At 60.2% G+C, this 18,179-nt stretch carries 24 protein-coding genes; 19 read left to right on the forward strand and 5 right to left on the reverse strand.

What is annotated here, in order from left to right; translation table 11 throughout:
• Positions 1-6 precede the first annotated feature (6 nt).
• From OJB03_RS02715 to OJB03_RS02745, 7 genes are all read left to right on the forward strand, one after another.
• A complete protein-coding gene (locus tag OJB03_RS02715; RefSeq protein WP_263785013.1) occupies positions 7-1,188 on the forward strand; it encodes a glycosyltransferase in 1,182 nt (393 codons plus the stop codon).
• Positions 1,189-1,400: 212 nt separating this feature from the next.
• Positions 1,401-2,138 carry a sulfotransferase domain-containing protein gene (locus OJB03_RS02720; RefSeq protein WP_263785528.1) on the forward strand — a complete coding sequence of 246 codons (738 nt, stop codon included), beginning with the start codon at positions 1,401-1,403 and terminating at the stop codon, positions 2,136-2,138.
• A gap of 28 nt (positions 2,139-2,166) precedes the next feature.
• Positions 2,167-3,279 (forward strand): NAD-dependent epimerase/dehydratase family protein, encoded by a 1,113-nt coding sequence (locus tag OJB03_RS02725; protein ID WP_263785015.1) that lies wholly within the window; start codon positions 2,167-2,169, stop codon positions 3,277-3,279.
• Positions 3,280-3,339: 60 nt separating this feature from the next.
• The gene (locus tag OJB03_RS02730) at positions 3,340-4,608 is read left to right on the forward strand and encodes a glycosyltransferase family 4 protein (protein WP_263785016.1); all 1,269 of its coding nucleotides are present in this window, start codon (positions 3,340-3,342) and stop codon (positions 4,606-4,608) included.
• A gap of 54 nt (positions 4,609-4,662) precedes the next feature.
• A complete protein-coding gene (locus tag OJB03_RS02735; RefSeq protein ID WP_263785018.1) occupies positions 4,663-5,658 on the forward strand; it encodes an NAD-dependent epimerase/dehydratase family protein in 996 nt (331 codons plus the stop codon).
• 117 nt (positions 5,659-5,775) lie between these two features.
• Positions 5,776-6,759: an NAD-dependent epimerase/dehydratase family protein gene (locus OJB03_RS02740; protein ID WP_263785020.1), complete on the forward strand. Its 984-nt coding sequence runs from the start codon at positions 5,776-5,778 to the stop codon at positions 6,757-6,759.
• A 242-nt stretch (positions 6,760-7,001) separates the two neighbouring features.
• Complete coding sequence (locus OJB03_RS02745) at positions 7,002-7,289, forward strand: nucleotidyltransferase family protein (RefSeq protein ID WP_263785022.1); 288 nt, start codon at positions 7,002-7,004, stop codon at positions 7,287-7,289.
• A 61-nt stretch (positions 7,290-7,350) separates the two neighbouring features.
• Here OJB03_RS02745 and OJB03_RS15720 read toward each other — a convergent pair whose 3' ends face one another.
• Genes OJB03_RS15720 through OJB03_RS02750 form a run of 4 tightly spaced genes read right to left on the reverse strand, consistent with a single transcriptional unit; the run spans position 7,351 to position 8,408 of the window.
• Positions 7,351-7,674 (reverse strand): transposase, encoded by a 324-nt coding sequence (locus tag OJB03_RS15720; RefSeq protein WP_423816355.1) that lies wholly within the window; start codon positions 7,672-7,674, stop codon positions 7,351-7,353.
• Entirely contained in the window at positions 7,560-8,123 is a 564-nt protein-coding gene (locus OJB03_RS15725) for a winged helix-turn-helix domain-containing protein (RefSeq protein WP_423816356.1), read from the reverse strand. Before OJB03_RS15725 ends, OJB03_RS15720 begins: the two co-directional genes overlap by 115 nt.
• A complete protein-coding gene (locus tag OJB03_RS15730; protein ID WP_423816351.1) occupies positions 8,053-8,256 on the reverse strand; it encodes a hypothetical protein in 204 nt (67 codons plus the stop codon). Before OJB03_RS15730 ends, OJB03_RS15725 begins: the two co-directional genes overlap by 71 nt.
• Positions 8,257-8,273: 17 nt before the next feature.
• A complete protein-coding gene (locus OJB03_RS02750) occupies positions 8,274-8,408 on the reverse strand; it encodes a hypothetical protein (RefSeq protein ID WP_263785024.1) in 135 nt (44 codons plus the stop codon).
• A 78-nt stretch (positions 8,409-8,486) separates the two neighbouring features.
• Here OJB03_RS02750 and OJB03_RS02755 point away from each other — a divergent pair, with 78 nt between their 5' ends.
• From OJB03_RS02755 to OJB03_RS02800, 11 genes are all read left to right on the forward strand, one after another.
• Positions 8,487-8,783 (forward strand): HepT-like ribonuclease domain-containing protein, encoded by a 297-nt coding sequence (locus tag OJB03_RS02755; RefSeq protein ID WP_263785530.1) that lies wholly within the window; start codon positions 8,487-8,489, stop codon positions 8,781-8,783.
• Between the two features lie 497 nt (positions 8,784-9,280).
• On the forward strand, positions 9,281-9,469 hold the full coding sequence (locus OJB03_RS02760; protein ID WP_263785026.1) for a hypothetical protein: 189 nt from the start codon (positions 9,281-9,283) through the stop codon (positions 9,467-9,469).
• Between the two features lie 136 nt (positions 9,470-9,605).
• Complete coding sequence (locus OJB03_RS15735; RefSeq protein WP_423816352.1) at positions 9,606-9,959, forward strand: DUF6883 domain-containing protein; 354 nt, start codon at positions 9,606-9,608, stop codon at positions 9,957-9,959.
• Between the two features lie 4 nt (positions 9,960-9,963).
• Positions 9,964-10,188 (forward strand): DUF4926 domain-containing protein, encoded by a 225-nt coding sequence (locus OJB03_RS02765; protein ID WP_263785028.1) that lies wholly within the window; start codon positions 9,964-9,966, stop codon positions 10,186-10,188.
• Between the two features lie 1,299 nt (positions 10,189-11,487).
• Positions 11,488-13,002 (forward strand): capsule assembly Wzi family protein, encoded by a 1,515-nt coding sequence (locus OJB03_RS02770; protein WP_263785030.1) that lies wholly within the window; start codon positions 11,488-11,490, stop codon positions 13,000-13,002.
• A gap of 111 nt (positions 13,003-13,113) precedes the next feature.
• Entirely contained in the window at positions 13,114-13,311 is a 198-nt protein-coding gene (locus OJB03_RS02775) for a hypothetical protein (protein ID WP_263785032.1), read from the forward strand.
• Between the two features lie 24 nt (positions 13,312-13,335).
• Complete coding sequence (locus OJB03_RS02780; RefSeq protein ID WP_263785034.1) at positions 13,336-13,620, forward strand: Uma2 family endonuclease; 285 nt, start codon at positions 13,336-13,338, stop codon at positions 13,618-13,620.
• Between the two features lie 144 nt (positions 13,621-13,764).
• Positions 13,765-13,908 (forward strand): hypothetical protein, encoded by a 144-nt coding sequence (locus OJB03_RS02785; RefSeq protein ID WP_263785036.1) that lies wholly within the window; start codon positions 13,765-13,767, stop codon positions 13,906-13,908.
• 135 nt (positions 13,909-14,043) lie between these two features.
• A complete protein-coding gene (locus tag OJB03_RS02790; RefSeq protein ID WP_263785038.1) occupies positions 14,044-14,412 on the forward strand; it encodes a chorismate mutase in 369 nt (122 codons plus the stop codon).
• Positions 14,413-14,515: 103 nt separating this feature from the next.
• Positions 14,516-14,947: a hypothetical protein gene (locus OJB03_RS02795; protein WP_263785040.1), complete on the forward strand. Its 432-nt coding sequence runs from the start codon at positions 14,516-14,518 to the stop codon at positions 14,945-14,947.
• Positions 14,948-15,045: 98 nt separating this feature from the next.
• A complete protein-coding gene (locus tag OJB03_RS02800) occupies positions 15,046-15,201 on the forward strand; it encodes a hypothetical protein (protein ID WP_263785042.1) in 156 nt (51 codons plus the stop codon).
• A 321-nt stretch (positions 15,202-15,522) separates the two neighbouring features.
• Here OJB03_RS02800 and OJB03_RS02805 read toward each other — a convergent pair whose 3' ends face one another.
• Entirely contained in the window at positions 15,523-16,437 is a 915-nt protein-coding gene (locus tag OJB03_RS02805; protein ID WP_263785044.1) for a tetratricopeptide repeat protein, read from the reverse strand.
• A 600-nt stretch (positions 16,438-17,037) separates the two neighbouring features.
• Between OJB03_RS02805 and OJB03_RS02810 the strand changes: the two genes are divergently transcribed.
• Positions 17,038-18,051: a sugar phosphate nucleotidyltransferase gene (locus OJB03_RS02810; protein ID WP_263785046.1), complete on the forward strand. Its 1,014-nt coding sequence runs from the start codon at positions 17,038-17,040 to the stop codon at positions 18,049-18,051.
• The last annotated feature ends 128 nt before the right edge of the window (positions 18,052-18,179 follow it).

Genomic DNA, 18,179 nt, shown 5'->3' on the forward strand with positions numbered 1-18,179 from the left:
GTCGTTGTGAAGCTGCTCTTCATTACGCCATTCTACAAGCCCGCTCACGTCTACGGGGGGCCGACTCGGAGTATACCCGGCTTATGTGAGGGATTGGCGCAGCGCGGATGCGAAGTGGAAGTGATGACGACCAATGCGAATGGGGAGGATAAGCTTAATGTGGAAACGGGGCAGCCCATTGATCAGGATGGAGTGCCTGTCACCTATTTCGATCAATCCACGATACGAGATCAGTTTTTTTGGTCCTCCGATCTTCGAGACGCTTGTCGGAGAAGAGTTGAGGAGTTCGACTACGTGTATGTTTACGGAATTTGGAACTACCCAGCAATTGCGGCAGGGGCAGCCTGTCGAGAGAAAAACGTGCCGTATATCATATCTCCGCGAACTGGGCTTATGGAGTGGCCCTTACAGCAGGGGTGGCTTCGAAAAAAGGCATATCTCTGGCTTTTCGGATACCAGTATCTTGAAGGAGCCTGGGCCATTCACTATACCACGGAGGTTGAAAAGAGAGAATCGGAGCAATTGAAGTTTGATGTCCCGGGATTTGTCGTCCCAAATTGCATGGATTTTTCGGAGTTTGATCAGTTGCCTGATGCAGGATACTTCCGAAAACGATATGGGATCTCGGAGGATGCCCCTCTTTTGTTGTTTCTGAGTCGAATTGAGCCTCGAAAAGGACTTGAACTTTCCTTTCGTGCTTTTGCGCGAGTCAGAAGCAATGTGCCAAATGCTCACTTCATAGTTGCTGGACCAGGAGAAGAGGAGTATGTACAGCAGCTGCAGGAGCTTACAGTTGAGTTGGGAATTGGAGAAGCAACGACATTCACTGGTTTTGTGGATGCTGCTGAGCGCCTCGAAGCGCTTGTTGATGCAAATATGTTTATCTTGACTTCGTATACAGAGAACTTCGCGATGGCAGCGGTTGAGGCGATGGCGTCCCAGACGCCAGTGTTGCTTTCCGAAGAGGTTGGCGTAGCAAAGAATGCCGATGCGGTACGAGCAGGCATCTCTGTTCCGCTTGAAGAAGACGAAATCACGGAGTACCTCGGGAAGGTTTTGAGCTCGCCCTCTTTGCAAGAGAAAATGGGGAGAAATGGGCCGAGTCACGTGCGGTCGAGCTACCGACCCGAGTCGGTTGCTGAGCAAATGGTTCAAGCAATACAGCAGCGTCGAGAGGATTCTGCGTAGGGGGTCTTGCATTTCGCTATGACGTCGAATGGTATGCTTTTGTGGTGAGCTTAGAACATCTCCTCAAGAATTTTGCACGATCATATGCTCCTCCTACAGGGGCGCAGTACGCCAGAAGGTTATTTACCTACTGGCGCTACTGGCGTCAAAAACGTCGTTCTCACGCAGGATACCGGAAATACGGAGAAAGATATCCACATAACCTGCTGTTTGTGGCAGGTCTTCCGAAAAGCGGGACGAGTTGGATGGAAAGTATGCTCGCCAGTTATCCTGGATTTCACCACACGATGATTCCGGAGGCTGTCGAGTATGAATTGGAGGCAGCCGGAAGTCACGATTACGAGCTTCCCTCAGATCTTGCGTCACGATTTGAGAATGCGCTCACAGTTTTGAAGCTACACGCCCCCGGTTCGCCTCGCAATATTGATATCTTAAGGCAACAAGAGATTCCCTACTTGGTCATGTACCGGGATCTTCGGGATGTGGCGGTCAGCCATTACTTCTACGTGCGCCGCACACCGTGGCATCCGGAATATCCAGAATATAAGGAACTGTCCATAACTGAGGGAATCCGCCGTTTCGGAAAAACTCTTCTTCCGGAGTTCGGAAACTGGATCCGCTCCTGGAACGCAAATAGAGATGCCAGGTTGAGCCTCGCACTCCGATATGAGGATCTATTGGACGATACTGAAACTTACTTTTGGAAGGCTGCCTCACATTTTGGGTTAGACAACTCAAAAGAAATGGTTCGGGAGATTGTTGACGCTCACCGCTTTGAAAATGTGACGGGCGGACGCTCGCGTGGAGAGCAAGATGCCCAGAGCTTTGTGCGAAAGGGGATCGCTGGAGACTGGCGATCCCATTTTACAAGTGATACCAAGACTTTGTACAAGGAAGAAATAGGAGATCTCTTGATCGAGTTGGGGTATGAGGAGGGAAAGAAATGGTAGCTTTTGTCAAATAGACTATGTTCGTCCTATGACCATCTCTAGAAACGGCCGTTCCGATCACGGCTCTTTTCTCTCCTCGGATCCCGACGAGCGGATTGCCGCCGATCCGATTTTCGAGGGCGATGTCGATACGGAAAACACGGTCGTCGTCTGCGGCGCGGGCGGCTTTATTGGCGGACACCTCGTCGCCGACCTGCTTCGCCAGGGCTTTTCTACGGTCCGGGCCGTCGACATCAAGCCGCCGAGCCAGTGGTTCCAGAAGTTCGATCAGGCGGACAACCGGTCGTTGGACCTCCGGGAGAAGGAAAACTGCTACCGGGCTTTGGAGGGCGCAGACCAGGTCTATAACCTCGCCGCCGACATGGGCGGAATGGGCTTCATTGAGAACAACAAGGCCCTCTGCATGCTCAGCGTGCGGATCAACACGCACCTGCTCATGGCTGCCCGGGACAACGATATCGACAGATACTTTTATTCCTCCAGCGCCTGCGTCTACAACCAGGAAAAGCAGGACACGCCCGACGTGGAGCCGCTCTCGGAGGAGGACGCGTATCCGGCCCTCGCCGAGGACGGCTACGGGTGGGAGAAGCTCTTCAGCGAGCGAATGTGCCGGCACTTCCGGGAGGACTTCGGGCTCACCACCCGTGTGGCCCGCTACCACAACGTGTACGGCCCGTTCGGCACCTACGATGGCGGGCGGGAGAAGGCCCCGGCGGCGCTGACGCGGAAGGCCGTCGAAGCCAAACTGTCCGGGGGCGGAGACATCGTGATCTGGGGCGACGGGACGCAGACGAGGTCGTTCATGTACATCGACGACTGCGTGAGGGGGACGCAGAAAATTATGCACTCTTCTGTTACAGAGCCGATCAACCTCGGCTCCGACGAGCTGGTGACGATCAATGGATTAGTCGACGTGATCGAGAAGGCCGTTGAGGTAAACCTGGGCCGGGAGTATGACCTGACCAAGCCGCAAGGGGTGGACGGTAGAAACTCGGACAACACCAAGATCCAACAGGAGTTGGGCTGGGCGCCGCCGACGAAGCTGCGGGACGGGATGGAGGTGACCGCCGAGTGGATCGAGGAGCAGATGCGGCACCACATCGAGAAGGAGACGACCAGCCGGTTCGCCGTGGCGCACTAATGATTGGTTGTTGCTTTGGCCCAGTTTTTTGCTCATTTGCTCCAATCCAGCTTTCATCTTATGGAAAAAAAGCATCTCGCCCTGGTCTGTCAGCATTTCTATCCGGAGATGGTGTCAACGGGAATGCACATGACGGAGTTGGCTCGTCGGCTCCGAAAGCACGGATGGGGGATCACCGTATATTGTGCGCAGCCGGCTCTTGAAGAAGGGGAAGAAGAGGTGCCGACTATAATGACGCATCAAGGCATACGGATTAAGAGAATGCCTACAGTCGGTGACCAACGAGAGTCCACAGTGTCGCGACTATTTTTGGCTTTCACGTACGTTGCGTCGACAACGCGGGCTCTTATTCAGGATCGGGACGAGTACGACGGCTTACTAGTCACTACGAATCCTCCCTTCATCGGGCTTGCAGGGTGGTTTGCCTCGAAGGTGCTTGGGAAACCGTACGTTCAACTTGTCTATGACGTATACCCCGACATCGCCGAACAACTCGGTGTGATTGCCGAAAATGGAGTGCTGTCGGGGCTATGGGAGCAGATGACGCGTCTCATCCTTAACGAGGCAACCAGCACGGTTGTCATTGGTCGAGATATGGCCGAGCTGGTTCAAAAGAAGATGAGGCGGAAGAATTACGGGAGCATGCAGCTCATTCCGAACTGGTCGGATGAGACAGTCGTTGAGCCGGTTCCACGAAATGAAAATCCATTTCGGCGCGAGAATGACGTTGGAGATCGGATGCTTGTGCAGTATGCCGGACGGCATGGTAAGACGCACAATCTAGAGCCATTAATTGAAGCTGCGAGCCAACTCACCGATCGGCCGGTCCTCTTACAATTCATCGGGGGGGGGGATAAGAAAGAGAAGTTGCAGCGCATGGCAGAAGAACGGAGTCTGGAAAATGTGATGTTTCTTCCGTACCAGCCCATGGAGAAGCTCGACACAGTCCTGGCTGCAGCGGACATTGCGGTCGTCTGCCTTGAGAGTCGATTTACCGGGATGTCCGTTCCGAGTAAGACTTACGGCATTATGGCCAGCGGAACGCCTCTTCTGGGCCTCCTCGACAAAGAAAGTGAGATCGGACGAACCATCCAGGAGAACGACTGCGGGTATGTCCTGGAAGATCCGTCGGGAACCGAAGTTGCACAGAGCTTAGAAACCCTCTTGAACGAGCCCGATCTTCTTGAAGGTATGGGCACGCGAGGTCGGGAAGCGTTCGAAGCAAACTTCACACTTTCAGCCGCCGCCGAACGATATGACGCGGTGCTCTCCCGTTACATCTATGGGAGAGAGCCCAATGATATGAGGCCCGTACCTGAGAGAGGGTGAGCATGTGTTGGGTGTCGTCGTGTTGTTTTCTGCTTCATGATCGGGGTCTCTGCAATGACGATTCTGGTGACAGGCTGTAGTGGGTATATCGCAAGCTTCCTGATTCCTGCGCTGAAAGAACGAGGCCATGCGATCCTCGGAGTTGATCGCGTTTCATACGAAGGAGAGGACGTTGACGAGTTTCGGCAGGCTGATCTCGTTGAGGATAAAAGCCTGAGAGGAATGGCCGACCAGGCGGATGCGATTCTCCATCTTGCGGCTGCGAAAGGAGACTGGGGAATCTCCGAAGAAGAGTACTACCGGGATAACTTGGAGGCCACCCGGAACGTCATTGAGGCTGGGGTGGAAGCTGGGGTGAAAGACTGGGTCTTCTACAGTACGGTCTCCACTCTGGGTCCTCATCGACGGGCGGTTGGAGAAAGGGCAGAATTCAATCCCATCAACCCCTATGGTGCGTCCAAAGCCGATGCCGAAAAGCTCTTTCAGGAGTTCGCCAGGGACAATCCGGAGGCCCGTGTTCTGGTCATTCGCCCATCGGTTGTATATGGTCCGGGTAATCCACCGAGCACGAACATCTATCGCCTCGTCGACGCCATCTACAATTGCCGGTTCGCGATGGTGGGATCGGGCGATGCCATCAAGTCGACCTCATACATCGAAAACCTACTGGAAGCGACACTCTTCCTGATGGATCGGATGGAATGTGGTATTCAAACCTACATCTACGTCGACGATCCTGCTCTCACGACTGGGACGCTGGTCAAACGCATCTATAAGCTACTTGGAAAATCACCGCCGTCGTGGCACATCCCGCTAAGTGTCGCGTCACCGATCGCGACGGTATCTGACTGGGCGGCGGACCTCACTGGAGTAGACTTTCCGATCACCGCTGCCCGAATTGAAAAGTTCAACCGATCGACGAACTTCAACGCCAGCAAGATTCGGAAAGAAGGATTTGAGCAATCGGTGTCAAACAGGGAGGCGCTTCGGAAGACGGTCGATTGGCATCTCCAGCACGAGTATAGTGAGTCTCTGTCAGGTGGACTATAACCTCTATGGGGAATGACTCCCATCATTGCTATGGTTATTGCTCGTCTTCTGTCACAGCTCGAGATGCAGGGGTTGGGCCCTGCCTACTTCTCACTCGTCACTCACGCCTGAAAACCTATGCACATCTGCGTCACCGGCGGCGCCGGGTTCGTCGGAGGGCATCTCTGCCGCCGTCTCCTGAACGACGGCCATCGCGTCACGGCCATCGACAACTTCGACCCCTTCTACCCCCGTAGCATGAAAGAGGAGGGCATTGCGGACGTCCCGCGGGAGCGAGTTACGCTCATCGAGACGAATATCCGTAACACCGACACCCTCTTGCAGGCCCTGCACGCCCGCGACGTGGATGCGATCGTGCACCTCGCCGCCCGAGCCGGCGTGCGCCCGTCGATTGAAGCGCCAGGGGCCTACGAAAAGACGAACGTCGGGGGGACCCGGTCGATGCTGGAGGTAGCCCAGGAGCTTGGCGTCGACACATTCATCTACGGGTCTTCCTCGTCCGTGTACGGCAACAACGACACGGTCCCCCTTGCGGAGAGTGATTCGGTGCGGGAGCCGATCTCACCGTATGCCGCCACAAAACGGTCCGGGGAACTGCTGGCGCACACGTTCCACCACCTCTATGGGCTAACAGTCCACTGCCTGCGCTTCTTCACCGTCTACGGCCCGCGCCAGCGCCCGGACCAGGCGATCCACCGGTTTGCCCGGCAGCTCCTCATGGACCAGCCGATCACCATGTACGGCGACGGCACCTCCCGCCGCGACTATACCTACGTGGCCGACATCGTCGACGGCATCGTGTGCAGCCTGCACCGTGCAAAAGGGCTCGACGAGCCCGAGTACGAAATTATCAACCTCGGGGGATCGGAGACCACGCAGCTCAAGGATCTGATTTCCGGCATTGCCGAGGCCATGGACATCACGCCGGAGATTGAGCAGCTGCCGACGCAACCGGGCGACGTGAAGCGGACGTACGCCGATATCTCGAAGGCGCAGGAGCTGCTCGACTGGGCGCCGGAGACGCCGATCGACGAGGGCCTTCAGACGTTTGCCGACTGGGTAAAAGACTACTACGCGGACCGGCCGGTGCTGGATGTGTGACTGGAACGCAGGTGTGGAGGGAGTGGGGACGTGAAAGAAACCGCACCGGTCGCTTCGAGACGCGGGCAGGGTGAGAGAGAACCGAACTTATTATTGGGCTGGAAGAAACGACGCCCCGCAGGGGGCGTAGTGTCGATCACAACCGGATAGACATATGTCAGGTGGAGTCTTCAATCTATAGCCGACGGTGACTTGCCTGGCGGGGACAGTGCAGAACCGCACGAACCAGGTGGAACGTGTTCATGGCGAGAGTCACTCGCGAACACCGGACCGAAATCCTGCAGCTTGCTCGCGAGCACGGGGCGTACAATGTGCGGCTCTTTGGGTCGGCCGCCCGCGGTGAAGATCATCCGGACAGTGATCTTGACCTCTTGGTCAAAATGGAGTCCGGCCGAAGTTTACTAGATCACGTCGCCCTGAAACAAGACCTCGAAGATCTACTGGGACGAGACGTTGATGTCGTCACGGAAGCGTCGTTGCACCCGGGGCTTCGCGATCGGGTGCTTCGAGAGGCCGTCTCCCTTCAATGAGTGCCGATAAGTCGGACGCACTGTACCTTGAGCACATTCAAGAGCGCATTATACCAATTGCCTAGGATGATAATGCACCTGCGGCGTCAACCAAATATCCGTACCCAGTGAGGGAGGCAACCGCTTTCTCGGTGTAGGTGGCAACCGCGCTCCGAACCTCCTGTCGAAGGGCGGCCAGGCTCTCGTAGAGGTCAAACGCCACTTGATCCTTCAGGTCTTGCCAGAGCCGCTCGACCGGGTTTAGCTCTGGGCTGTACGGCGGGAGAAAAATCAGCCGGACGTTCCTTGGAACCGAGAGCTTCTTCGCCTTATGGAATGCGCCATTGTCCAGGACGACTGGCGCCCGTGGCTGCGAGGAAACGCTTCTGCAAACCGGTCGAGGAATACCTGAAAGCAGTCGCTGTTGAGTCGGTCGTGTTCTGCGGGAAAACGCTGTCCCGTCTCCGGCTCGACTGCTCCGTAGAGGTAGAAGTACTCGTAGCCGGGCTTTGCCTCCTGAATCGGCTTCACGCCAGGGAGAGTAATCCGGTGCCTTTTTACCGGCATCAGTCCGAACCGACACTCGTCCTGGCAGAACAATCGAACAGGCCGACTCGCCTCCGTCTTGACGCTGTCAAGGCGGCCGGGAAGGCCTTCCTGAAAGTCTATTTGCTCCTGCTCGTTTTTTTTGGGATGGCTCGGCCGGGGCGACTTCGGCTTGGCCCCGAGATCATACCGCACGATGCCATGCACCGTCGAATAGCAGAGGTCTACGTCCTGCTCCTCAGCAAGCCACTGCTGGATCTCTTTGTAGCTGCTTTGGGCCCTCCGGCTTAGAGAGGCGTTCCTTAAGATCCTCCATTACAGTAGGGGGAATCGACTGCTGGCCAGGCTCCGGGCCTGGTTCTCCAATCTCGCGAAGCTTCTCCAGGCCACCTTCCTCGTAGAGCCCGATCCAATCGGCAATCGTGTTGCGACAGGCGCCCAACCGGCGGGCCGCTCCGCTTAGGGCCCAAAGGCCTCTCCGGTCTTCAACAGCAACAACATGTGGAAGCGGCGCTGGATCTGGGCGTCTCGCTCCTTGCGAACAAGGCGTTCGAGCCGCTCGGCGGACTCGGAGATCTCTGGAAGGTTGTACATGGCAGGAGGCGTTTTTTGCAAAGCACTTTCCAAACCTCCTGAATTAACAAATCTGCATTGTGATCCTCAGCACTTGGTATTAGACGTCTTGAAACGTGCGCCCAGGAGGGGCGAGAGGCCTTTGACGCATCGCCAATTCTTCAGGATGCGGCCATGCGCACCTTCGAAGTGATCGGGGAGACAGTGAAACAGCTCTCTCCCGATCTTCGAGACCGGTATGCTGATGTGGAATGGCGCAGAGTGGCGGGATTTCGGGATGTGCTCATCCATAACTACATGGGCGTTGACCTTGATGAGGTGTGGAACGTGATCGAGAAGGACCTGCCGCGGCTCAAGCGAACGGTGAAGGCCATGCTGGAGGATGTGAACAGATAGGTCCTTTATTTCCCGGACAACCTAGCCGGTCGGCATTCCCGCCGTCTCTCGCCTGGTTCTTACCCCTCATGCCAGGCCGATGTGCGGAATGGGAACCGGTCCTGATTCCGACGACTGCTGGGGGGAGGCCTGTCGAAGAGAGGGGCGGTGCGCGAACACATCTCCTTGTACGCCGCGATGAAAAGACCCGGTGGGCTATTGACGCGTGTGTTCTACCTCCTCTACGACATCATCGTTCACGGCCTGGCCTTTTTCCTCGTCTACGGCCCCTGGCTGTACCCTGAGTGAAACGAGGAGGTGCTTTTAGAGTGCGCCCTAGCCCATCACGATGTGCGGCGACGGCACTTCCCGCCGCGACTACACCTACGTGGCCAACATCGTCGACGGCATCGCGAGCAGCCTGTGCCGCGCCAAAGGGCTCGACGCCCCCGAGCGTGAAATTTGCCGGAGTGTAGATCACATGGCTCAAGGGCCTAATTACTGATACTGCAAAGGCGATGGACGTCACGCCGGAGATTGAGCGGCTGCTGGCCCAGCCGGGCGACGTGAGGCGCACGTCCACGGACATCTTGAAGGCGAAGGCTCTGCTAGACTGGGCACCGGAGACGCCAATCGACGAAGGGCTCCAAAAATTCGCTGACTGGGTGAACGCCTGCTATGCGGACTGGCCGGTGCTGGACGTGTGAGTTGAGTGAGAGGGGAGGGTGCACGAGCGGTGAGAGTATAGGTATGAGAGGTTAAGCGCTCTGCGTTCAGGATCGAGCAGCCGGTAGATATAGAAGGACGAATCTGATTGTATCAGCCAAATAGGGAGGGTCTCCCATGCACATTCCGAACCCGGATCAGGCTCGGGTTGAACGCACCAAGATTTTGGGGTACCTCCTCAATCAGGAACATCCCGACGGGCAGAGCAAAGCGCGATTTTTCAAGCAGTGTGGATTTCGACGGTCCCAGTGGCGTCGGCTCGCAAATGCGCTGCGAAACCAGGCCCGGCGTTCGGAAGTGACGACAGTTCGAGAGTCATCCCATGGAACGCGCTATGTGGTCGAGGGGGCAATCGAAACTCCGACGGGAAACCGCCTGGAGGTGCGGACGGTTTGGATTGTTGAACAGAATCAATCAGAGCCGGGGCCTCGATTGGTAACGGCGTATCCTCTTTCTTCAACGGACCGGTAGGCAGATGATCGAAGAACACAATCGAGTGGTTCTTACGACGAAAGAATCCGATGCGGGACTGGAGCCGGGGGACGTCGGAACGGTTGTCCACGTGTATTCTGAGGGGGAGGCCTTTGAGGTTGAGTTCGTCACCCTCACGGGAGACCCCGTTGCCGTGCTGACCGTCGACCGGGAGGAGGTGCGCCCGGTTCAGTCGCGGGAGCTGACCCACGCCCGGGGCTTGGAGTGAGAATGGAGCGCCGGTCGGACGTCCGCGAGGGAGGGGGAGGACCTGCGCCAACAGATTCAGTTTCTGTAGGGGAGTCCGGGGGCAGAATCTGGCGATGTATCGACTGTTGTGCGACGTGGGGCAAAACAGTGTCGCACGTTGCTTTTACACCAAGGTCGTCACGAGATCGCCGCCTGACCATGCCCAGTCTTCCCCCGAGGAGCCCACCTGCTGAAGGCGACGAGTTCTCAAGATCTCGACGCGGCCTTCGAAACGGTCTTTTCGGAGTACTTGTCTCTGAAGATCGACAGTCTTGAGCGTTCGATTAGGCGTAAGGAAGAAAAGTGGGGCATGGAGTTTTCTGCCTTCAAGCGCCGACTGGCGGAACAGGACCTCTGGGAGTGGGAGGAGGCCGAAACGCTTAAGGCCCACTACCAAGAGGTGCAAGCGGAATGGACGTAGCGACCTTCCTCCCTTCGCTGCTGGATGCGTTGGCGGATCGGCCGTTTGTCCAGTCCGTCGATCTGGAGACGGAAGCCATTGTTGTCAAGGGCCGGGACGTAGGTCCGATCAACTCTGTTGGGACTCAGTCTCTCGAATGTCTCTGAGGCACATAGTCTCGAAGAGCGTCGCAGAGGTGCCGATGAAGCTCTACGAACGTGAGGCGGGCATGCGCCTTTCCCGTCAGCACCAGCAGTGGATCGACACACTCTTGGGGAATTCGCTTGGTCCCCTTGCTCGTCTGTTCCGTTACGAACACGACCGCACGCATGAATTCGTGCTCCCCGTGCTTGTTGGTTTCGGGCGGGGGCAGGAGAAACGCGCCGTAAGGATCACTGTCTTCGTAGCCGAGGTCAGGCGCGGGAGAGCCAATGTGCGAGGGAACCCTTTGGGCTCGTACGCGGACCCAGTCGCAGTCCAGGCGTACGCGGCCCTGATGCGGAAACTTGAGCGTCCAGAGGGTTGCGTAGATGCTCAGTCGGGATGAGGACCGAAGGCTCACGTGGCAGCACTGGAGCGTAGTACAGATCCCACTGCGAGGGTCCCCCAGAACGTCGGTGCGATGGCAGATAGGTGCATGGACTGCACTCTTTTCGAACAGGGCACGTCGAATGATGCCATTGCACGCCCACGATGCCCCTGTTCCTAGGGGGCAATCGTCCATGGGACCGTGTCCTGATGGATTGGGGACGATCGAGGGGCACTGCCTACGGTGAGTGCTTCGGGCGACGAGTCGGAACAAGGAGCGTCCACGCCGATGGACACGGGCGTTCTACGCGTCGCCTCACCGTGCCGACTGCGAACACTCCGTCCGCCCCCATGACTGCTTCTTCCCAACGTGCCCACCCTGGATGCACAACTTGGTGCACAGGGACCCTCCCGGCCGGGCTGATCGTCTGGGCGGGCCTCTGCGCCTTGCTGATGGGGGCGTCCGCCCGGCCCGCGCAGGGGCAGAGCGGGGGCCCGATTCAGTCGGAGGTGTCGGTTTTCGGGGCGGGGGCGAGCACGGAGGCGTTGCCCTTCTGGCTGGACGCAAATCAATTCGGACGGTACGATCGAACCGGGGGCTCCCTCGGGGCACGCCTCGCGGCCCGGCGTCCCTTTCCGAGCCCGGACGGGAGACTAGAATACGCCGTCGGAATAGATCTATTAGGACGGGCCTCTTCCAACAGCACGCTCCACGTGCAGGAGCTTTACGGGCAGCTCCGGTACGGTTCCATTCAGATAACGGCCGGGTGGAAGAAGCGCACCGTCGGACGCGTCGACACGGCCCGCTCGCTCGGCGGCATCACGCGCAGCGAAAACGCGACGCCCCTGCCCCGTGTGAGCGTGTCGACGCCCGGCTACGTGCCGGTCCCCGGCACGGATGGGTTTCTGGGTGTGAAGGGCTACTTAGGCCACGGCTGGATGGGGAGCGGCCGGGTGGTGCGCAATGCGTTCCTGCACGAGAAGTACGGGTACCTGCGTCTCCTGCCGCCCGAGTGGCCGGTGACGCTCCACGCGGGACTGATCCACCATGCGCTCTGGGGCGGGACGCCTACGGAGGCGGTGGCCGGAGAGGAAGCGGGCGCCTTCCGGGACGGGCTCCGGCAGTTTGGCCGCGTCTTCTTCGCGCTGCGGGGCTCCGGTGAGGTCGGTCCCGATCACATTGGCAACTACGACTTCAGCGTCGACGTAACGGCCGGGCCTGTAGAAGGGCGGGTCTACCGCCAGTTCTTCTTCGAGGACAAGCCCGGCCTCTGGTTCCGGAACGTGTGGGACGGGCTCTGGGGCGCGAGTCTGCGGCGGACGGACGGGTCAGCCCTTCTAGAAGCGGTCCTGTACGAGCACTTTCGGTTCATCCGCCAGAACGCCAAGTACGCGGAGGGGCAGCGGCCGGGGGCCGACCGAAACTTCAGCCAGGGCCTCTACCGGTCAGGCTGGACCTACCGGGGCCGGACGCTGGGCCTTCCGCTCGTGACGCCTCCCGCCAATACGCCGGGCGTCCCCAACGATCGCCCCGGCATCGCCAACAGCCTCGTCGTGGCCCACCACGTCGCCGTGGAGGGTACGGTGCGGCCGGGCCTCTCCTACCGACTGACGGGCACCTACAGCGAGAACAGCGGCTCGAAGAGCCTGTGCTCGGATTCCGACTGCACGCGCCTGCTCGACGACCGCTTCTCGCGGACCGGCCAGTGGTCGTTCCTGGTGGAGGCGTTCGGGCGGGTGCCCGGAATGGAGCAGCTTTCCTACGACTTAGGAGTGGCCGTGGATACCGGTGACTTTCGACAGGAGAGTGTGGGCGTGCGGGTCGGCCTTACGTGGCGGGGTCTGTACGATCCGTTGGGCCCCTAGGCTGGAGGAATGAACGGCCGGGTGGAGTGGACAACAGAGGAAGGGAACGGATCCTGTTGCGGAGCTGAGCGTTCCGGTATATGCATACATACAGATCCCAATTGTACAGCCATGTCTGCATCCACGACCGCAGAACAGGATCGGCAAGAGCGGTGGGCGGAAATTCGCTCGGATCCCGTTCTCCGTGAGCTTTCCTATAAGGTCGAAACCAACCGTAGAGGACAGCTGATTTTGAGTCCACGCTCCGCTTCGCATTCCGACACGCAGGGCGACCTCATCGCTCTTCTGCACGAGCATGCGGATGGGTGACGCGTTCGGCCGGAGTTCCCCGTCGTGACGGCGAAGGGGACAAAGGTCGCCGATGTCGTCTGGTGCACGGCCGCGCGGAGGGACGAGATGGAAGAGACGGGGGATCCTCCGACTCTGGCTCCGGAGGTGTGCATCGAAGTCATGTCCGAGTCGAACGACCTGGACGAGATGGACGAGAAGCGTGCGCTCTATCGCGAGGCGGGGGCCAAGGAGGTCTGGATCGTCACCGAAGAGAGAAGCATCCGCTTCTTTGCCGATGAGGAACGAGACACGTCCGAGGTAATACTGGACATTCCGAATCGCTTTTGAGGACCGGTCGGTGCTCAGGATTTGTGTTCTCTACCGGTCTAGAGAAACAATATTGGCTGAAACGGAGAGGAGAAATGTTAAGGTTTTGGGTAGAGTTGGGCGGACATTGACATCCCTGCCCGTGTACCGTACCGTGCAATAGTCATGAACAGACGCACTCTCACATCCGCTGATTTTTCCGCGGCCGACACCCACGTCGGCGCGCCCGAGGGCTTCTGCGCTTTTGCCCGCTTCTATCTGGGCTATGTGTATACCTATTTTTACCCCCTAACGGCCAGCGGTTCGTAGAGCGCGCGTACCACGTTGTTGTTGCACCCCGCCGGCCGATCGCCCTCGGCCCCGGCGGGGTTTTCTCGTGTGTGGGTCGATGGCGCCGCGTCCGGTGGGTCCCCGACGCATTCTCAACCCTCCAGCGACCCACCCATGCCCACGTCTACCAGCCCAACGACTGTCCAGGAGGCGCGCACCCGCATTGATGAGATCAACGAGCGGGTCGTCGAGCTGCTCGCCGAGCGGCAGGCCGTTGTCGATGCCCTCTGCGAAATGAAGGCCGATGCCGGCCGCACCGTGCGCGATCCGGAGCGCGAGGCCGAGTTGCTGGCCCACGTCCGGTCGGTGGCAGGCGAGGCGGGCCTGCCCCCCGACCTCGCCGAAACCCTCTTCGAAGAGATCCTGGCCCACTCCGTGGAGCGCCAGCGGCACCAGCGGGCCGACGAGGCCGCAGAGACGCCTGCCGAGGAGGCCGCGACAGAGGCGACCGGTGCCGTCTCCACGTGTGGAGCGCAGGCGTAGGCCCAGGGCGTCCGGCGACGGGCCCGGGCGTAAGGGCTGAATCTCTCGGGGCGAACGGGCATTACAAGACGAGCCTGTTCTCGCAAATTGGTTTCTGCCCCGCATGAGCACGTCCTCGGACCGCCCGGACTTCGTGCCGGAGTACAACAAGCCGGATGCGCCCGGCCTGCACATGAACTTCGACAACACGGTCTCGCTCTACCACGTCGTAGGGCCGGAGGACGACTTCGAGGCGGCGGCGCAGGACGTGTTTGCGCTGCTCAAAGAAGCCCAGGCGGAGTTTCCAGACTGGCCACGGGTCCTGTACCTCGATATTCAGGGGCATGCCCGAGACGACGGGCGCCTGGAGGAGGACATGGTAGAGCTTCAGCAGGAGTTTCTCCTCGCCGCCATGGGCAAGTTCTTCACCGCCCTGGCGCTGCCGCTCGTGTCGGTGGTCAACCCGGACGATCAGGTCAACGACCTGCCAGACGAGCTCGTCCTGCAGCCCCCCGACGCGGAGTTGCCGGGGGACACGGCCTGGCCCAAAGAATAGGGCCCCAGCGAGCGCGAGGCCCCACGGGCTACTCGCGCTGGCATGGACGCCGGGCTTCCTGCCGCCCGTTCTCTCCCACGAAACGCACAACCCTCCCCATGATGCCTCCCGTCGCCCTTCTTCAACGCGCCGCCTCCTTCCAGGCCGACGCGCCGGTCGGAACGGGCATTGAGTGGCTCACCTTAGCCGCCATCTTCGTCCCCGCCGTGCTCCTCGTCGTGCTCGTCTACTGGGGGGCACAGGAGACGGTGTAGCCCCAGCCTCTCCCCGCTTCGAGGGGACCTGGAGGCATGCTCCCGCCCCGCTCTGAGTGCAGGCCGAAACACAACTGCACGTCCCCGCTCCGCTCAGGGCGCCGTTGATGGGCCTTCTCTCCCGTGGCAGGGGGCGCCACGTTGCTGACGGACGCGCGTGCCGCCCGTCTCACGCCGTGGGAAGGAGGCATATATCCCTTCCTGCCTCGTCTGATTGGTCAGCGTTGGAAACGCGACGGCCCGCGCTCCACACGAAACGCCCGTGCCGGGAGCGGGCACGGGCGTTCTAGGAGGCAATCGGAATGGCGTAAAGACGGCGCGCTACACGTCGTCACACTCGTTCTCCAGGTAGTGGTTGGCGCGGGCCTCGTAGTCGCCGTAGGCGGCGTTGTTGAACGTCTCGCAGGCGGAGGCCTTGTTGCCGGTTTCCATTTGGGACTCGGCGATCACGAAGTGGAACTTCGCGGCGTCGCTGCGACTGCCCTGGTGCAGGTCCAGTCCCTGCCGCGCGGCCTGGATCGCCGACTGGAACTGTCCACTCTCGTAGAGGGCCGTGCCGCGGTAGAACATCGCGTTGGCGTTCGGCTCCACATACTCCTCCATCTCGTCGAGGGCGCCGAGCGCCTCATTGATCTGAGCCTGCGACGGGCTGTCGCCCTGCAGGGCCTCCGACGCCCGGGCGAGAAACTCGTCCCGGATGCGCTCGGTGGCCAGGCCCGCCACGCGGGTGTTGCCCACCTCGTTGCCGACCTCGATCGCCTGGCGAAGCGACTGCAGGCCGGCCTCCGTGCTGTCCTCCATGTTGATGAGAGCGAGGCCTTGGTTGTACTGGACGGTGGGGTCGGCGTCCGTGTACTCCTGCAGCGCCTTGAAGTGGGACAGGGCCTCGGCGTAGTTTTCCTGCTTGAGCGCAGCGCTCCCCGCGCCCTTCAGGCTCTCGATGAGGTTGTTTTCAATCTTCCCGACGAGGTCGTCGACCCCTAGCTTCTGGGCCAGCTCAATGGACTCCTCAAACCGCGTGGCGGCCACCTCGTAGTTCTCCGAATTTCCGGCCTGTGCGCCTTCCTTGTAGGTTTGCTGCAGCTCCTTCTTGAGCTTCTTCTGCTGTTCGGCGGACAGGGAGTTCTCACTCTGGGCGCGCACGCTCCCGATGCCGAGCTGGAGCCCGAGCAGGCAAGCGAGTGCGACGACCGTCCAACGAGTGACGAGAGCGCGAGGGAACCAGGGGGTGGTCATGAGTGAAGGACTGGTTGCGGGAAAGGATGAAAAAACTGCCGATATCAAACACCAAGTGAGATAGGAGTGCCCCGGACTTTTGTTTCCAGAACCGACGGCCCGGTGCCGACGGGGGATGAGCGGGTGTGTGGGATGCAGCCCGCTGTTTCAGTCTCAATTTTCAAGAGGTACAACGTCTGTGCCGGAGGCGCAGTCGGGCCAGCCAGCAGGGTGATCATGCGGCCCCCCCGTTCCACATGCCCCTGCGTTCGGGGCCCTCCTGCCGGATGAAGGAAGCCCAGTCCGCTTCAGCCGACTGGATCGAGCAAAAGTGTGAAGATGACGTCGGCGAAATGGGACGGGGCGCGGCGGGAGTGGGCCGTAGGCGGCACTGCGCAGCGCTGTCCAGAATGGAGGACATCTCCTCCCCGGCGAGAAAGAAGCGCGGCGCAGGCGCAGACCGCGGCGGGCGCGCTGGCATTCGGCGCCCGATCTCGTTATTGTTATGTGGCTATATGTTTATGTGGGCGCCGCGCCGAGGCAGCACTCGACACACGGGTGATCCATCGGGGCGCCCACGGATATTCCTCTCGTCTTCTGCGCAACGCATCATTTCTGTCTATGAAGCTCATCGTTCCCATGGCGGGCCGGGGCACTCGCGTCCGCCCGCATTCGCACGTCACCCCCAAGCCGCTTCTCAAGGTGCGAGGGCGGAGCATCGTCGAGCGCATCGTCGATACCTTTTCCCGCGTCCTCCCGGAGCCTCCCGACGACGGCGTGTTCGTCCTGGGGCCCGACTTCGGCAACGAGATCCGCGACCAGCTCACGGCGCTCTGCGACGAGCGGGGCATCACGCCGCACTTTCCCGTGCAGGAGGAGGCCCTCGGCACGGCCCACGCCGTCGGCTGTGCGGGCGAGCACCTTCAGGGCGAAGGCGTCGTGGTGTTTGCGGACACGCTCTTCGGCCTATCGGGCGAGGTCACCCTCGGCGACGCCGACGTGGTGGCGTTCGTCCGCGAGGTGGACGACCCGCGCCGGTTCGGCATCGCCGTGCGCGATGGGGAGCAGGTCACCGAGCTCATTGAGAAGCCGGATGACCCGGTGTCCAACGAAGCCCTGATCGGGATCTACTACCTCCGCGAGCTGGCCGACCTAAAGGCCGGCATCGACCACGTCATCGAGACCGACATGAAGGGCGCCGACGGCGAGTACCAGCTTACCGACGCGCTGGACCACCGCCTGCAGGAGGGCGACGTGTTTACCACGGCGGGCGTGGACGCGTGGATGGACTGCGGCACGATTCCGGCCCTGCTGGAGACCACCGGGCGCGTCCTGGAGCGGGAGTCGGAGGACGGGCACCAGGGCACCGTCGAGGACAGTGTCATCCACGACCCGGTCTACATCGGCCCAGGCGCGACCGTCGAGAACGCGGTCGTGGGCCCGCACGTCTCGATCGAAGAGGGGGCGACCGTCTCCGACTCGGTGGTGCGGGACAGCATTGTCTTCGCCGGTGGCGCGGTCGAGAACGCGGTGCTTGCCGACTCGGTCGTGGGGCGCCACGCCGCAGTCGACCAGCAGGTCCAGAGCATCAACGTGGGCGACCACTCCCAGATCAACGTGGAGCTGCGCAGCTAGACCCGCGTTTGCGCAGCCTGGGGCGCATGCGGGGCGCCAGCCCCACGAACGACCGTGCAGGGTCTAAAAGCACTGCCTGCGCGCGACGCAAGCGTGTGGATTTTGGGTGGACTATGGCATTTGGCGGC

The organism is Salinibacter grassmerensis, from assembly GCF_947077765.1.
In the GTDB taxonomy this organism is placed as follows: Bacteria; Bacteroidota; Rhodothermia; order Rhodothermales; family Salinibacteraceae; genus Salinibacter; species Salinibacter grassmerensis.

Coding starts and splice junctions, on each gene's coding strand:
- OJB03_RS02810 (WP_263785046.1), top strand. CDS start 17,038: ATGAAGCTCATCGTTCCCATGGCGGGCCGGGGCACTCGCGTCCGCCCG.
- OJB03_RS02750 (WP_263785024.1), bottom strand. CDS start 8,408: ATGTACAACCTTCCAGAGATCTCCGAGTCCGCCGAGCGGCTCGAACGC.
- OJB03_RS02795 (WP_263785040.1), top strand. CDS start 14,516: ATGAGCACGTCCTCGGACCGCCCGGACTTCGTGCCGGAGTACAACAAG.
- OJB03_RS02800 (WP_263785042.1), top strand. CDS start 15,046: ATGATGCCTCCCGTCGCCCTTCTTCAACGCGCCGCCTCCTTCCAGGCC.
- OJB03_RS02790 (WP_263785038.1), top strand. CDS start 14,044: ATGCCCACGTCTACCAGCCCAACGACTGTCCAGGAGGCGCGCACCCGC.
- OJB03_RS02730 (WP_263785016.1), top strand. CDS start 3,340: ATGGAAAAAAAGCATCTCGCCCTGGTCTGTCAGCATTTCTATCCGGAG.
- OJB03_RS02735 (WP_263785018.1), top strand. CDS start 4,663: ATGACGATTCTGGTGACAGGCTGTAGTGGGTATATCGCAAGCTTCCTG.
- OJB03_RS02775 (WP_263785032.1), top strand. CDS start 13,114: ATGTCTGCATCCACGACCGCAGAACAGGATCGGCAAGAGCGGTGGGCG.
- OJB03_RS02725 (WP_263785015.1), top strand. CDS start 2,167: ATGACCATCTCTAGAAACGGCCGTTCCGATCACGGCTCTTTTCTCTCC.
- OJB03_RS02740 (WP_263785020.1), top strand. CDS start 5,776: ATGCACATCTGCGTCACCGGCGGCGCCGGGTTCGTCGGAGGGCATCTC.
- OJB03_RS02760 (WP_263785026.1), top strand. CDS start 9,281: ATGGACGTCACGCCGGAGATTGAGCGGCTGCTGGCCCAGCCGGGCGAC.
- OJB03_RS15735 (WP_423816352.1), top strand. CDS start 9,606: ATGCACATTCCGAACCCGGATCAGGCTCGGGTTGAACGCACCAAGATT.
- OJB03_RS02785 (WP_263785036.1), top strand. CDS start 13,765: ATGAACAGACGCACTCTCACATCCGCTGATTTTTCCGCGGCCGACACC.
- OJB03_RS02805 (WP_263785044.1), bottom strand. CDS start 16,437: ATGACCACCCCCTGGTTCCCTCGCGCTCTCGTCACTCGTTGGACGGTC.
- OJB03_RS02745 (WP_263785022.1), top strand. CDS start 7,002: ATGGCGAGAGTCACTCGCGAACACCGGACCGAAATCCTGCAGCTTGCT.
- OJB03_RS02770 (WP_263785030.1), top strand. CDS start 11,488: ATGACTGCTTCTTCCCAACGTGCCCACCCTGGATGCACAACTTGGTGC.
- OJB03_RS02765 (WP_263785028.1), top strand. CDS start 9,964: ATGATCGAAGAACACAATCGAGTGGTTCTTACGACGAAAGAATCCGAT.